Raw genomic sequence first — 14,674 nt, forward strand, 5'->3', positions numbered from 1 at the left:
GTACGTGGGGACGCCTAGGGGGCTGCTGGACAACGATGTCCCGGCTGCGGCGCACCCGGACGGGCGACCGCAGCAGCCTCCTGGCGTGACGGCGGACTCAGCTGCGGGTCGGCGGGCGTGGGCAGCCACGCAAGCGCTTACAGTTCGAGGCGTGCAGGTCCACGTCGAGACCGAGGTCGGCGGTGCTGATCTCGACATCCTGCACCCCCTCTACCTGCGGGCCATGGCCCCTCTGGTCACCCGGGCGGCCGCCCGCCACGTCCTCACCCGCGACGAGTTCGACGGCGAGATGGCGGACGGGCGGATCCTCAAGCTGCTCGTCCGCGACGACGACGGCGTGCCGGTCGGGCTCACCACCCTGACCCGTGACCTCAGCGCGGTCCCGTGGGTCAACCCGTCCTACTTCTGGTCCCGCTTCCCCGACGCCGCCGGTCGCGACGCGCTGTTCTACCTCGGCTACACCCTCGTCGACCCCGACCGGCGCCGCTCGCAGGCGCTGCTGCTGATGGCGTCCGAGGTCAAGCACCAGCTGGAGTCGACCCGGGGCGTCGTGGGCTTCGACACCTGCGCCTACAACGACGAGCACGGGATCGGCCGCTGGACCGGCTGGCTCTTCGGGCCGCGCAGCACCGTCTCCGGGCTGGACACGCAGACCTACAGCGTGGCGGACTACCGCCACGGGCGGCTCCCCGCCGAGCCCGTCGTCGCACCCCAGGCGGCGGTGGACGACCTGCGGATCGTGACGCTGGCCGAACGGCCGGACCTCGTCGGCGAGATCGGCGCGCTGCTGCAGTCGCGGTGGCCCGTCTTCATGCTGGCCGGCCAGCCCGGCCACGACGAGGACCTCGAGGACCTGGTGCAGGCCTTCCCCGAGCACCAGCTGCTCGCGGTCGACGCCGACGACCGGGTGCGGGGCGTCGCCTCCTCGCTGCCGCTCACCTGGGACGGCACGCCCGAGGGGCTGCCGTCGGGCTGGGACGACGCGGTCAGCCGCGCCGCTGAGCTCCGCCGCACCGGCGGCACCCCCGACGCCGCGTCCGCGCTGTCGATCACCGTGGCCCCCGACGCCGCCCGCCGCGGGCTCGCGGTGCGGTTCATCGAGGCGCTCGCCGACGCCACCGCGCGGGCCGGCGGCCGCGCCCTCATCGCCCCCGTCCGGCCGGTGCTCAAGGAGCACTACCCGCTCGTCGACATGGCGGAGTTCCTGACGTGGCGCACGCCGGAGGGCGAGGCGTTCGACCCGTGGGTCCGCACGCACCTGCGCCTCGGGGCGCGGCTGATGGGCGTCGCACCCGTGTCGATGACCATCTCGGGCACGGTCGAGGACTGGCGCACCTGGATCGAGGACCCGCTGCCGGGTCCGGGGTCGTACGTGGTGCCCGGCGCCCTCGCGCCGCTCGTGATCGCGGACGGGGTCGGGACCTACCTCGAGCCGAACGTCTGGCTCGTCCACGACGTGGCGCCGCGCCCCACGTGATGCCCGCCGCCTGACGCCCGCCCCCTGACGCCGGCTCCCGCCGGGGAGGGGCTACCAGCCGACGGCGGCGTACGGGACGACGACCAGCGCGCACACGGGGTCGCGCTCGCAGCGGACCCCCTCGAGCACCCACTCCACGGGCCCGAAGGCGGGCACCTCGTCCTCGGTCATGTCGGCGAGGCTCGTCCGGATCTCGAGGCGCACCTCGTCGGCGGTCGCCCCGTGGTGCTCCACGAAGTAGCCGCCCTGGCCGTCGACCCGCTGCACCCAGCCGACGCCGGCCCAGACCTCCTCGCCGGGCACGTCGGTGCCGTGCTCGGCGTAGACGCAGTAGACCCGGTCGCCGTGGAAGCCGTCGACGAACCCGTCGGGCCGCGGGCCGTGCCAGCGCGCGGGCAGGGCCGGGCCCTGGTCGGACCGGCCGGGCCCGACGTCGGTGCCCGGCGGGATGACGCTGGACAGCCGGACGAGGTTGTAGTGCCCGAGCCCCACGGCGACGAGCGCGCGGTGGAACGCGGCGAGCCGGGTCCGCGCCGACGCCGTCGCCCCGAGCACGGGCAGCCGGAGCGGGACGAGGCCGGCGCCGGGCGGCCGGTCCGCGGGCGAGCGGGACGCGCCGGGGAGGGACGCGGCGGTGGGAGCCGCGCTCACGCGGCCCGGCCCGCGATGGCGTCGAGCTCGTGCACGGCCAGCTCGAGCTCGGTGGCCAGGTCGTCGAGGACGCCCGGCCGCAGCCGCACCACCCGCGAACCGCCGTGCTCCAGCTCGCCGCACAGGGCGGCGACCCGGACGGCGCCGATGGTGGCGGCCGAGCCCTTCAGCTCGTGCGCGGCCATGGCGAGCGCCTCGTCGTCGGCGCGGGCGGCGCAGTCGCGGATGGTGTCGAGCCGGTTGCCCGCCCGGCGCGTGAACGACGCGATGAACGTGGCGAGCAGGCTCGAGCCATCCGCCGTACGGAGCTCGGCGAGACCCTCGATCTGCCCGGCGTCGATGTGGCCGCCGTCGCGGACGACCGACAGCTCGGGACCGCCCGAGCCGCCGGAGGCCCCGGTCGTGCGGACCGCGGGCGCCCAGCGGTCCAGCACCGAGGCGAGCGCGTCGGGGTCGATCGGCTTCGCCACGTAGTCGTCCATCCCCGCCCCCAGGCAGCGCTCCCGGTCGGACACGAGCGCGCTGGCCGTCAGGGCCACGACGGGGGTCCTGGTACGGCCGCGCTCGACCTCGCGGATCCGTTCCGTGGCGGCGAAGCCGTCCATCACGGGCATGTGGCAGTCCATCAGCACGACAGCGTAGGTCGAGGCCGCGAGCGCCTCGAGCGCCTCCACCCCGTTGCGGGCGACGTCGGTCGTGAAGCCGAGGCGCTCGACCATGCCGCGGGCCACGAGCTGGTTGAGCTCGTTGTCCTCCACGACGAGCACCCGGCCGCGCTCGCCCCGGGGTTCCGGGGCCGCCACGAGCGCGCGGCGCCGCTCGGGCTCCGCCTCGTCCGTCCGCCGGCCGTGGTCCGCGACCAGCCGCACGACGGCGTCGTAGAGGGCGGCGGCGCGGACGGGCTTGTTGAGCCAGCGCGCCACCCCGACCTCCTGCAGCGCCTGCTGCGGCAGCCGCGGGGCCGAGCTGAGCATGATCATCGGCAGTCCGACGGTGGCCGGGTTCTCGCTGACCAGCCGGGCGAGCTCCAGGCCGTCCACGTCGGGCATCAGCATGTCGAGGATCGCGAAGTCGTAGCGCCGCCGCGAGGCCCGGGCGGTCCGCAGGGCGGCCAGGGCGGAGGCCGCCCCGTCCACGACGTCGACGGTGACGCCCCAGGAGCTGAGCTGCGCGGTGAGGATCGTCCGGTTGGTCGCGTTGTCGTCGACGACGAGCGCCCGGAGCCGGGGCGGCAGCGCGCCGGCGGCCGGCAGGTCGGGCACCAGCTGCGCCGGGGACTGCGCGCGCGGGAGCCGCAGGTCGAACCAGAAGGTGCTCCCGACGCCCGGCGTGCTGCGGACGCCGAGGTCGCCGTCCATCGCCTCCACCAGCCGCCGGGTGATGGCCAGGCCCAGGCCGGTCCCGCCGTAGCGGCGCGTCGTGGACGCGTCCGCCTGCGAGAAGGACTCGAAGACCCGGGGCTGGTCGGCCTCGGCGATGCCGATGCCGGTGTCGACGACCTCGACGTGCAGGCCGACGAGGTCGCCGGCGGCCGGCGCGCTCGTGACCTTGATCTGCACCTCGCCCTCGGAGGTGAACTTCACCGCGTTCGAGGCGAGGTTCAGCAGGACCTGGCGCACCCGGACGTGGTCGCCGCGCACCGAGCGCACCGCGGCAGGGTCGAAGTCGACGAGCAGCTCGAGACCCTTCGCGTACGCGGCGGGCGCGAGCAGGTCGCCGACCTCCTCCACGAGGCGGCGCAGGTCGAAGTCGTCGGAGTCGAGGACGAGCTTGCCCGCCTCGAGCTTGGAGAAGTCGAGGATGTCGTTGATCACGTCGAGCAGCGCCTGGCCCGCGTGGTGGACGCCCTCGGCGTAGTCGCGCTGCTGGGCGTCGAGGTCGGTGTCGATGAGGAGCGACACGAGCCCGATCACGCCGTTCATCGGGGTGCGGATCTCGTGGCTCATGGTCGCCAGGAACTCGGACTTGACCCGCGACGACTGGAGCGCCTCCTGGCGGGCCTGCTCGAGGATCTCGGCCTCCCGCTTGCGCTCGGTGATGTCCTGCGCCGAGAACGAGATGCCGATGACCTCTCCGCACGCGCTCCGGACCGGCGAGACGGTCATGGCGATCGGGACGGACGTGCCGTCGGGGCGGACCCACTCGTCCTCGATGCTCGGCAGCTCCTCCCCGCGCGCGGCCGACTCGAGCATCGCCCCGAGGATCTGCTGGACCGGCGCCGGGAGGAAGTCCGCGGTCCGGCCGATCACGTCGACCGCGCGGTGGCCGAAGAGCTCCTCCGCGGCCGGGTTCCAGGCGGAGACGGTGCGGTCCAGGTTCCAGCCGACGACGGCGTCGCGGGAGGAGGTGACGATCGAGCCCACCGTCGCGAGCTCGGCCGTCCGCTCGTCGACCTTCCGCTCGAGGTCACGGGTGAGGGTGAGGTTCTCGTAGACGATCATGACCTGCCGGCCCGCGACCGTGACCAGCAGCAGGACCCCGCTCAGGAGCAGGAAGGGGTCCTGGCTGAAGGGCCGCAGCGTCAGCACGACGGCGGCGCCGAGCACCGGCACGTACGGCACCAGCTGCGAGGCGAGGTCGAGGTTCCAGTGCCGGCGGGCCTCCTGGTGGCCGGCGGTCTGGGACGCCAGCCCGATCAGCACCGGGGCGGCGACCCAGCCGAGCACCAGCGGGGTGCCGGTGGCGCCGCTGACGCCGTCGGCGAGCAGCCGCACGTAGACACTGTCGGTGACCGCCAGGCTCAGCAGGCCGGTCCCCATGCAGAACCAGACGAGCCGGTCGGCGGGAGCCTGCCGCATGCCGAGCGTGAGGACGACCGCGCAGATCGCGACGTCGGCGACCGGGTAGGCCAGGGTGGCCAGGCCGCCGGGCGACGACAGGTCCATGGTCCGCCGCAGCACGCCCAGGACGGTGCCCTCGCTGACCAGCAGCACGGCCGTGGTGATGACGACCGCGTCGACGACCCCGCGGAAGCGCGAGATCAGCCGCTCCGGGGGGCGGGGGAAGAGGAAGAGCGCGACCAGCAGCGGCAGGGAGTAGCCGAGGTAGCTGAGGGTGTCCGTGAGCGGTGACGGCTTCGGCGGGGCGCCCTGGGCGATCGCCAGGGTGAACAGCACCTGGCCGAGCGCCCCGAGGCCCAGGGCGACCGAGATCATCACCCAGGCGCGGCGGTCGGGGGCCGGCCGCCGGGCGGCCAGCACGCAGCAGCCGACGCCGAAGACCATCGCGACGAGCAGCGCGACGTTGCCGACCAGGAGGCGCTGCCCGCTCTCGGGCGGACCGCCCTGGAGGTAGAGCCCGACCACGACGGCCACGACGACCCAGGCGGCGAGCTGGGCGACGACGGGCAGCCAGCTCGCGGAGGCCGCGCGCGGCAGGACCACGGGACGGGCGGCGACGGCGGTCACGCGGACCGGCCGGAGGCGCAGGTGGGGATCTCGGAGAACATCGGTGCTTTCTTTCGTCCATCCCCCGAGGACGGCGCACGCACGAATCTACTGCACCGGGCGACGTCGCACGTCCCCCGCGCTCAGGCCCGTGGCAGCGTCCGGACCCGGTCCCACCACAGCGACAGGCCGAGCGCGACGGCGACCAGGAGGCCACCCGCCCCGGCGAACCACGCCGCGACGTCGACGTTCTCGCGGGCCACGGTCACGTGGCTCGGCAGGTCCCCGAGCGCCTCCGTGAGCTGGTCGGCGTTCTCCGCGCGGTAGTAGGTGCCGCCGGTCGTCTCGGCGACCTGGCGCAGCGCCGGCTCGTCGATGACCAGGGGGCTCCGGCCGCCGCCGCCGAAGCCGCGACCGCCGCCACCACCGCCGTAGCCCCCGGCCCAGCCGCCCGCCTGCTGGCCGGTGCAGGCCATCCGGGTCGGCGTCGTGGTGCCGAAGCCGATGGTGAAGACGCGCAGGCCGCGTACGGCGGCGGTCTCGGCGGCGGTCGCCGGCTCGGGACCCTGGGTGTTCGCGCCGTCGGTGAGGACCACGATCACGTCGGGGGCGAAGCCCGAGCGTTGCGCGGACTCGGCGTCGACCCCGCTCGGCGCGACGGTCGGGTCGATCGCCGCGATGCCGTCGACCGAGGTCAGGATGGCCGACCCGATCGCCGTCCCCCGGGCCGTCGACAGGCCGTTGATCGCCGTCACGAGGGTGTCGGTGTCGGTGGTGGGCGGCACCTGGAGCCCGGCCACGCCGGCGAAGGCGACCAGCCCGATCCGGGTGTCCCCGCCCTCCGCCTCGATGAACTTGATCGCCGCCTGCTGCGCCACGGTGATGCGGTTCGGCTCGACGTCGGTCGAGCACATGGAGCCGGAGACGTCCATCGCGAGCATGATCGTCGTGGAGTCGGAGGCCACCGGGACGCGGGCCTGCGGCCGGCCCGCCGCCAGCCCCAGCGAGGCGAACCCGAGCAGCAGCAGGAGGCTCGGCAGCAGCCGCACCCACCGCGTACGCCGCGGCAGCGCGGCCCGCACCAGGGCGATCGAGGTGACCCGGACCGCGGCACGCCGCCGACGCCGGCGGAGCAGCCAGGTCAGCGCGAGCAGCAGCGGGACGACGAGCAGCGACAGCAGCGCCCACGGCCAGGTGAAGGTCATCGGTCCCCTCCGAGGGTGCGCATCAGACGAGCCGGCCGGTCCGGAGGGCGGTGAGCGCGGCCCCGGCGACGAGCAGCGCGAGCGCGAGCGCGGCGACCCCGCCGGCCAGCGGGACGTCCTGCTTCGCGACCGTCAGCCTCAGGTCGATCGTCGACGCGACCCCGTCGAGCTGGGCGGCGTCGGAGGCCGGGTGGTACGCGCCGCCCGTCGCCTCGGCCAGCGCCGTCAGCCGGTCGGTGTCCAGGGCGGTGTGGAGCTGGTAGCCGTCGACCTCGACGTTCGCCCCGGCCGCGGTGCCGACGCCGACGGTCTCGATGTGCACGCCGGCGTTCTGCGCGAGCGTCGCCGCCGCGGTCGCGTCGTCCTGGCTGCCGCCGCCCGAGGCACCCCCGTCGGAGAGCAGCACGATCGTCGCCGAACCCCAGTAGCCGAGGTCCGGGAGCGCGCCGTCCTGGCCGATCGTCACCGTCCGGCCGGTGATCGCGCTGAGCGAGCCGAGGATGGCGGCGGAGAGGGAGGTGCCGCCGGAGAGCCGGAGATTCTGGACGGCGGCCTTGGTGACCGTGCGGTCTGCGGTGGGCAGCGAGGTCGTCAGCGCACCCTGGTCGAAGCCGACGACGCCGATGTCCACGGTGCCCGGCTGGGCGTCGACGAAGGCGTCCGCCGCCTGCTGGGCCGCGGCCAGCCGGCTCGGCGCGACGTCGGTCGCCCCCATGCTGCTGGACACGTCCATGGCCAGCACGACGGTCCCGGCACTCCGCCCGACCGGGAGCGCGGCCGCCGGTCCGGCCCACGCGACCGCCAGCAGCAGGACGCCGCCGAGGCTGAGCCACCGGGCGACCGGCACCCCGCGGCGGCCGGGAGCGGCGACCCCGGCGGCGGCGAGGGCCGCGGACCGCCGCCGGACCAGGAGCACGGCGCCGGCGACCAGGGCCGCGACGACGAGCAGCCCCACGACGAGCAGGACCGGGTGCGCGAGGCTCACCGGGACCGCCCCCGTACGGGCCGGTTGGTCTCGGCGACGACGCCCACGAGGGTGGTCACGAGGTCGGTGCCCGTCTCGACGCGGTGCAGCGGCACCCCGGCCCGGCGCATCCCCGCCTCGAGCCCGGCGTCCCGCTCGTCCACGCCCTCCCGGAACCGCGCCCGGAACCAGGGGTCCGCCGAGTCGACCAGCACCTGCTCGCCGGTCTCGGCGTCCTCGACGACGACCAGCCCGACCTCCGGCAGCGCGTCGTCGGCCGCGTCGACCACCCGGAGCGCGACGACCTCGTTGCGGTGGGCGAGCTGCAGCAGCGGACGCTCCCAGTCGCCGGTGCCGATGAGGTCGGAGACGACCACCACCAGGTTCCGTCGCGCGAGCGTCGCCACGCTCGCGAGCATGGCGGCGAGGTCGGTGGTCGCGCCGGTGGCGGCCGCCGCACCCTTCTTCACCGGCGCGGCGGTCTCGGGCGGACGCTCCAGCTCCCGGCCGATGCGCAGGGCCTGACGCCGACCGGTGCCGGGCGGGACGATGCGCGGCCGGCCGCCGTCGTAGAGCACGGCACCCACCCGGTTGCCGCCGCGTCCGAGCAGGCGGGCGAGCACGAGCGCGAGCTCGGTCAGGACGGCGGCCTTGCCCCGCCCGCCGTTCGCGCCGCCGCCGACCTCCATGGAGGCGGATCGGTCGAGCACCAGCCACGAGGTCAGCTCGCGGTCCTCGCTGAACTCGCGCACCTGGGGTTCGTCGAGGCGGGCCGTCACGTTCCAGTCGATGTGCCGGGCGTCGTCACCCTCCACGTACGCCCGCAGCCCGGCGAAGTCGAGCCCGCTCCCCCGCCGCGCCGTCCGGTAGCCGCCCTGGACGCGCCCGTCCAGCTGCCGCACGACCCGCCACTCGAGGCGGTGCAGCAGGGCGTCGGACGTGCCGGTGGGCGTCACGGGGTCGGCTCCTCCTCAGCCCTGGAGGACGACGTCGGGCGAGCGGACGGCGCGCAGGACGCGGACGAGGACGGTGTCGGCGTCGAGCCCGTCGGCCAGCGCCTCGTACGAAAGCACGACCCGGTGGCGGAGCACGTCGAGCGCGAGCTCGTCGACGTCGTGCGGGAGCACGTAGTCGCGGCCGCGCAGGTGGGCCAGGGCACGTCCGCCGAGGACGAGGGCGATGGTGGCGCGCGGGCTCGCCCCGTACGTGACGTAGCGGTCGAGGTCGCCCTGCCCCACCGAGGCGGGCGAGCGCGTGGCCGCGACGAGGCGGACGGCGTAGTCGACGATCGCCGGGTCGACGTAGACCTCCGCGACCCGCTCACGCATGGCGACGAGGTCCTCGGGGCTCAGCATCACCTGGAGCGCCGGGCTGGGCACGAGCGCGCGGTCGACGATCGCGTGCTCCTCGTGGGCGCTGGGGTAGCCGACGACGACCTTCATCATGAAGCGGTCGACCTGCGCCTCGGGCAGCGGATAGGTGCCGTCGGACTCGATCGGGTTCTGCGTGGCCATGACGAGGAAGGGTTCGGGGACGCGGAAGGTCTCGCGCCCGATCGTCACCTGGCGCTCCTGCATGACCTCGAGCAGCGCGCTCTGCACCTTCGCGGGCGCGCGGTTGATCTCGTCGGCCAGCAGCAGGTTCGCGAAGACCGGGCCCAGCGACACCTCGAACTCGCCGGTGCGCTGGTGGTAGACCCGCGTCCCCACGAGGTCGGCGGGCACGAGGTCCGGGGTGAACTGGATCCGCTGGAACGCGCCCCCGATCGCCTCGGCGAGCGACTTCACGGCCAGGGTCTTGGCCAGCCCGGGCACACCCTCGACGAGCAGGTGCCCGCCCGCGAGCATCGCGACCGCCATGCGTTCGAGCAGCACGTCCTGGCCGACGATCGTGCGCTTGACCTCGAAGAGGACCTGCTCGAGCGGGTTCGTGCTCGACGCGTTCGTCTCGGCCGCGCTGCTCGGGCCGTCGGGGCGATCGCCGTCGGGGCGGTCGCCGGGCGGGCGCTGGTCGCCGGGCGGGCGGTGGCCGCCGGTCTCCACGCTCTCGCGCGACCACGGGTTCTGGGGGTCGGGGCTCATATCTGGGGTCCTCCTCCTGGGCCTGGCCCGTCGCCGCCACCGCCGAGGGCGGCGCCGATCGGCACGGCGAAGCCGATCCCGGCGAAGGCGTCGTCCTTGCCCGGGTCGGCGATGGACACGACGACCCCGACCACGAGGCCCTGGGCGTCGAGCAGCGGGCCGCCGGAGCTGCCGGGGTTCACCGCGGCGTCGAACTGGATGAGCCCGCGGACCGTGCCGGTGTCGGTCCGGCTCGTCCGGCCGAGCCCGGAGACGATCCCGCTCGTCGTGCTGTCCTGCAGGCCGAGCGGGTTGCCCAGGGCGACGACGTCCGCGCCGACCACCACGCCACCGCCGAGCGCGGCCGGCACGACGACCTCGGGCAGCTTCTGCGGCACGAGCGTGGCGGTGTCCTGCGCGGGGTTCGACGTGGCGACCGTCGCCGGCGCCTTCGTCCCGTCGGCGAAGACGACCGTCAGGTCGCCCCCGCCCGAGACGACGTGGTTGGCCGTGAGGATCGTTCCGGTGTCGGTGACGACGGTCCCGGACCCGAGCGACCCCTTCGAGGTCGTGATCAGCACGACCGACGGCACGACGCGGGTGTAGAGGTCGGGCACCGCGAGCGGCGTCGCCGTCGGCGCGGGCGTCGGGGTCGGTGACGGGCTGCTGGCGTCGGACGCCGCCGTCACGGACCCGAGCCGGAAGGCCAGCGTCGCGATGACCACGACGGCCACGACCAGCGCCGCTCCGGCCACGACCAGCCAGCGCCAGGAGCCCTTACGCCGCGACCTCTCCTGGACCGGCGGCCCGGCCTCGACGACGTCGACCCCGGCCACGTCCCCCGCGCGATCAACGACGTTCCCTGAGCCGGTCGACGGGCCCGGCACCTCGTCCGCGGCGGGCGCACGGAACCCCCGTAGCCGCCCAGCCCCGGTGGGGTCCATGCCGACAGCCTAGGGACGCTGCCTAGCAGCTGCCTGTGAGACCGCGGGCCGGCCGTAGACGGGAGCAGCACCGGCCGACCGGGGAAAAGTCGTTGCCCCGCGAGCGGCGGGACGCGTACGTTCGCGGGTTCACCGGCCGTCGACGGAAGGAGGACCTCATGACCCCACACCCATGACCCGGAAGGAGTCCTGCCGTGCCCAACCGCTACTACACCCGTCGCTTCCTCAACCGTCGCGGTCACCACGCCGGTGCGTACGTCCTCGCCTCCGTCGAGGACACCTCTCGGCGGCCCGACGACACCACCTGGACCGACGTCGACTTCGTGCTGTCCGACTGCGGCCGGCAGATCCAGCTCGACTTCGACGTCGACACCGACAGCCTGGCCAACTCGCTGCACAAGGTCGACGTGCTGCTCGAGACCCTGACGAAGTTCCGTGCCGCGCTCGTCGAGGAGGGCCGCCTCGCCGCCGAGCGCGACCGCCGGGTCAGGGCGGCGAAGGCCGAGGCCGCGGGAGTTGGCGTACCCCGGCACCCTGGGCAGGCCCGCTGATCGACACCGCCGACCAGCCCCGCCCGAAAGGCACGACCTCCTGATGCCCAGCCAGACCATCGTCATCACCGGGGCCAGCGACGGCATCGGCGCGGCCGCGGCCCGCCGGCTCCACGCCGACGGCCACGAGGTCGTGCTCGTCGGCCGCTCCAAGGACAAGACGTCCGCGGTGGCGTCCGAGCTGGGCGCGCCCTTCCACGTGGCCGACTTCTCCGAGCTCGACCAGGTCCGCCGTCTCGCCGACGAGCTCGCGACCGCCTACCCGCGGATCGACGTCCTCGCGAACAACGCCGGCGGGATCATGGGCCACCGCCAGCTGACGGTGGACGGTTCGGAGCTGACCTTCCAGGTCAACCACCTGGCCCCGTTCCTGCTGACGAACCTGCTGCTGCCGACCCTGACGGCCAGCCGCGCCAAGGTGATCCAGACCGCCAGCATCGCGGCACGGATGTTCGGCCACGTCGACCTCGACGACCTCGACCTGGAGCGCGGCTACAGCCCGGACCGCGCGTACGGGAACGGCAAGCTCGAGAACATCCTCTTCACCCGCGAGCTCGACCGCCGCTACGGCGACCAGGGCATCGCCGCCGCGGCCTTCCACCCGGGGGTGGTCGGCACGAACTTCGCCAGCGACACCACGCACCCGATGCGCTTCCTCTACCACACGCCCCTGGTCAGGAACCTGTTCACGATCAGCCCGCAGAAGGGCGCGCGCGGCCTGGTCTGGCTGGCCGAGAACGAGCCCCGGACGACCTGGCCGACCGGTGAGTACTTCGAGCACAACAAGGTCGCGCGGTCGAACCCGCAGGCCCGCGACGCCCAGCTCGCCGTCGGCCTCTGGGACCGCAGCGCCGAGCTCGTCGGTCTCTGACCCGGTCCCGCTCGATCCCGCCCCCTCGATGACCAGCCGGACGGCCCGCTGAGCGTGGGCCGAGGGCCCGGAGGTCGACGAGGGGGCGGAATCGAGCAGATCAGCTCGGCACCCGCTCGGGGCGCGACGGCTCAGGCGTCGAAGTCGGTGCTCCGGCTGAGCGTCTCCCACGTGTCGACCTCGTCGAGCAGCGTGTGCAGCGCGGCGCGGAACCCGTCGGACGCGTCGTTGCCGAGCAGCAGCATGAACGGCGGGCTCGCGGACTCGACGGCCTCGATCAGCGCGGTCGCGGCCTTGGCCGGGTCACCGGGCTGCTTGCCGTGCACGGTGTCGTTCTCCTTGCGGCGCTTGCCCGCCGTCTCGGCGTAGTCGGCGATCGGCTCGGCCGACTGGGTGAGCGAGCGGCCCGCGAAGTCGGTGCGGAACCCGCCGGGCTCGACGACCATCGCCGTGATCCCGAGCGGGGCGACCTCCTTGCGCAGCGACAGCGTCAGCGCCTCGACGGCCGCCTTGACGGCCGCGTAGTAGCCGGAACCCTCCGGAGAGATCCGCGCGCCGATCGACGAGAGGTTCACGATCGTCCCGGAGCGCCGCGCACGCATGCCGGGCAGCACCGCCTTGGTCGTGCGGACCGTGCCGAAGACGTGGGTCTCGAAGAGCGTGCGGACCGCCTCGTCCTCGCCCTCCTCGAGCGCGGCGCGGTAGCCGTAGCCCGCGTTGTTCACCAGGACGTCCACGCCCCCGAACCGCTCCTCCGCGGCCTTCACCACCGAGGTCACCTGCGCGTCGTCGGTCACGTCGAGGGCCAGGGCGAGCACGTTGTCGGGGTGCGCCTCGGCGAGGTCGGCGACCTTGGCCGCGTCGCGGGCGGTGGCGACGACGTCGTCGCCGTGGGCCAGGACGGCCTCCGCGAACGCGCGGCCGAGGCCGGTCGAGCAGCCGGTGATGAGCCAGGTGGCCATGGGGGTTCTCCTTCGTGCAGCGAGGGTGCGAGGCGGGCGACCGCGATGTCGGTCGAGCCCGCCGTGCCCCACGATGCCTCATCGGGTCAGACCGGCACCGCGCGCTCCTCCGACGCACGCCGGACGTCGATGTCGCCGAACTGGGTCCGGACGCGTACGGCCACGCTCGGCTCGCCGTCCGCGGGGGCCGCGTCGGCGTCGAGCCCGTTGCGGACCCGGCCGTTCTTGGACGACAGGTCGAGCCAGGCGGGCACGCCGGCGCGGACGCCGACCTCGACCTCGCCGTAGCCGCTCTGAGCCTCGACCGAACCGCTGCCGACCTCCTGCAGCCGGATGCTGCCGTACGCGGTCCTCGCCACGACCGACCCGAGCGCCCGGGTGACCTCGAGGTCCCCGTACGAGAGCCGGGCCTCCAGGTCGCCGCCGGCCTCGGTCACGCTGACGCTGCCGTGCGACGCCTTGAGGGTGGCGTCGCCGGCGACCCGGCCGACCCGGATCTGCCCGTGGTCGGCCACGACCTCCGCGTCGCCCTCGACCGCGGCCACCGTGACGGTCCCGTGGCCGGCCCGCAGCCACAGGTCGCCCACGACGTCGAGGGTGGAGCCGCCGGACGACGCCTTCACCCGGGTGGCCCCGAGGCGACCCGAGGTGCGGACCCAGCCGGCCGCGATCTCCGCGGTGAACCGGGAGCCGGTCGGCAGCTCCACGCGGACGTCGACCGACTCGTTCGGGCCGAGGATGCTGATCCGCGGCTTCGGCCCGACGACCGTGAGGCGCCGGCCGTCGAACGCGACCGTCGTGGCCTCGGCGCCGCGGCGGTCGGCGTCCTTGGCCGGGTTGGTGGGCGACACCGTCACGACGGCGTCCTGGCGGTCGCTGGCGACGACCTCGACGGCTCCGACGGCCAGGTCGACCGCGAGGTCGACGGGGCCGGGGGTGGGGTAGGTGGGCATGCTGACGCCTTCCTGTGGGCGTGCGGGTCCGACCGCGCGGGTCCGCGCGGCGGGTCGAGAGGGGCCGGTCCGGGTGGACCGGTCGTGGTTCCGGGCCGGCTAGCGGGCCCAGCCGGCGAAGCCGTCGCCGGTCCGTGCGGTGCGCTGGGCGGAGCGTCGCTGCCGGGGCTGGAGCGCGGCCGCGACCGCGCGGACCAGCCAGGCGTTGACGGACAGGCCGTCCGCCGTCGCCGCCTCGTCCACCCGCGCCTTGAGGGCGTCGGGCAGGCGGAGCGTGGTGCGGGAGGTGCTCACGTCGTCGAGCTCGAGCGGCGCCGCGGCGCGCTCGTCCCCGTCGGCCTCCCCGGCCGGGGCGTGGACCACGAGCTCGACCTCACGACCCCGCAGCCGCAGGTCGACGGACCCGGGAGCGAGGTCACGGGTGATCTCGCCCGCCGCGGCCGAGAGCAGGTCGAGCAGGACGACGCGGGTCGCGGCCTCGAGGGCGGCGGCGAGCCGCTGGGCCGCGACCTGCGTCTCCTCCGGCCCGTTCTCGGCGGCCAGCACCAGCTGCCGCTGCAGGTCGTCCACGTACGGGCTCAGGTCCATGGCACCATCGTGACACCACGAGTGGTGTCACGTCAAGACTTCGTGGTGTCACTGCGCCTCCC

Annotated in this window: 13 protein-coding genes; 3 read left to right on the forward strand and 10 right to left on the reverse strand. The window is 74.7% G+C overall.

From position 1 onward, the window contains the following. The first annotated feature begins 151 nt into the window (after positions 1 to 151). Entirely contained in the window at positions 152 to 1,477 is a 1,326-nt protein-coding gene (locus ABD665_RS09060; protein ID WP_204910949.1) for a hypothetical protein, read from the forward strand. Between the two features lie 51 nt (positions 1,478 to 1,528). Here ABD665_RS09060 and ABD665_RS09065 read toward each other — a convergent pair whose 3' ends face one another. The 7 genes from ABD665_RS09065 to ABD665_RS09095 form a co-directional block, all read right to left on the reverse strand. After that, on the reverse strand, positions 1,529 to 2,128 hold the full coding sequence (locus ABD665_RS09065; protein WP_204910948.1) for a pyruvoyl-dependent arginine decarboxylase: 600 nt from the start codon (positions 2,126 to 2,128) through the stop codon (positions 1,529 to 1,531). Further along, on the reverse strand, positions 2,125 to 5,535 hold the full coding sequence (locus ABD665_RS09070; RefSeq protein WP_204910947.1) for a response regulator: 3,411 nt from the start codon (positions 5,533 to 5,535) through the stop codon (positions 2,125 to 2,127). Before ABD665_RS09070 ends, ABD665_RS09065 begins: the two co-directional genes overlap by 4 nt. A 122-nt stretch (positions 5,536 to 5,657) precedes the next feature. Then, entirely contained in the window at positions 5,658 to 6,719 is a 1,062-nt protein-coding gene (locus tag ABD665_RS09075) for a VWA domain-containing protein (protein WP_204910946.1), read from the reverse strand. A 22-nt stretch (positions 6,720 to 6,741) separates the two neighbouring features. Further along, complete coding sequence (locus ABD665_RS09080) at positions 6,742 to 7,704, reverse strand: VWA domain-containing protein (protein WP_204910945.1); 963 nt, start codon at positions 7,702 to 7,704, stop codon at positions 6,742 to 6,744. Next, entirely contained in the window at positions 7,701 to 8,639 is a 939-nt protein-coding gene (locus tag ABD665_RS09085; RefSeq protein ID WP_344742014.1) for a DUF58 domain-containing protein, read from the reverse strand. Before ABD665_RS09085 ends, ABD665_RS09080 begins: the two co-directional genes overlap by 4 nt. Positions 8,640 to 8,654: 15 nt before the next feature. After that, positions 8,655 to 9,764 (reverse strand): AAA family ATPase, encoded by a 1,110-nt coding sequence (locus ABD665_RS09090; RefSeq protein WP_204910944.1) that lies wholly within the window; start codon positions 9,762 to 9,764, stop codon positions 8,655 to 8,657. After that, a complete protein-coding gene (locus ABD665_RS09095) occupies positions 9,761 to 10,687 on the reverse strand; it encodes a trypsin-like peptidase domain-containing protein (RefSeq protein WP_204910943.1) in 927 nt (308 codons plus the stop codon). The genes ABD665_RS09090 and ABD665_RS09095 overlap by 4 nt, the downstream gene beginning before the upstream one ends. Before the next feature lie 194 nt (positions 10,688 to 10,881). On the opposite strand from ABD665_RS09095, the gene ABD665_RS09100 reads away from it, so the two are divergent. Together ABD665_RS09100 and ABD665_RS09105 are read left to right on the forward strand one after the other, a co-directional pair. Further along, positions 10,882 to 11,238: a hypothetical protein gene (locus tag ABD665_RS09100; protein ID WP_204910942.1), complete on the forward strand. Its 357-nt coding sequence runs from the start codon at positions 10,882 to 10,884 to the stop codon at positions 11,236 to 11,238. A gap of 43 nt (positions 11,239 to 11,281) precedes the next feature. Continuing rightward, positions 11,282 to 12,109 carry an SDR family NAD(P)-dependent oxidoreductase gene (locus tag ABD665_RS09105; RefSeq protein ID WP_204910941.1) on the forward strand — a complete coding sequence of 276 codons (828 nt, stop codon included), beginning with the start codon at positions 11,282 to 11,284 and terminating at the stop codon, positions 12,107 to 12,109. 131 nt (positions 12,110 to 12,240) lie between these two features. Here ABD665_RS09105 and ABD665_RS09110 read toward each other — a convergent pair whose 3' ends face one another. The 3 genes from ABD665_RS09110 to ABD665_RS09120 form a co-directional block, all read right to left on the reverse strand. Next, positions 12,241 to 13,071: an oxidoreductase gene (locus ABD665_RS09110; RefSeq protein ID WP_204910940.1), complete on the reverse strand. Its 831-nt coding sequence runs from the start codon at positions 13,069 to 13,071 to the stop codon at positions 12,241 to 12,243. Positions 13,072 to 13,157: 86 nt separating this feature from the next. Next, complete coding sequence (locus ABD665_RS09115; RefSeq protein WP_204910939.1) at positions 13,158 to 14,024, reverse strand: DUF4097 family beta strand repeat-containing protein; 867 nt, start codon at positions 14,022 to 14,024, stop codon at positions 13,158 to 13,160. Positions 14,025 to 14,123: 99 nt separating this feature from the next. Continuing rightward, on the reverse strand, positions 14,124 to 14,612 hold the full coding sequence (locus ABD665_RS09120) for a toxin-antitoxin system HicB family antitoxin (RefSeq protein ID WP_204910938.1): 489 nt from the start codon (positions 14,610 to 14,612) through the stop codon (positions 14,124 to 14,126). Between the last annotated feature and the right edge of the window lie 62 nt (positions 14,613 to 14,674).

Origin of the sequence: Microlunatus spumicola (genome assembly GCF_039536445.1) — a bacterium.
Classification (GTDB): Bacteria; Actinomycetota; Actinomycetes; order Propionibacteriales; family Propionibacteriaceae; genus Microlunatus; species Microlunatus spumicola.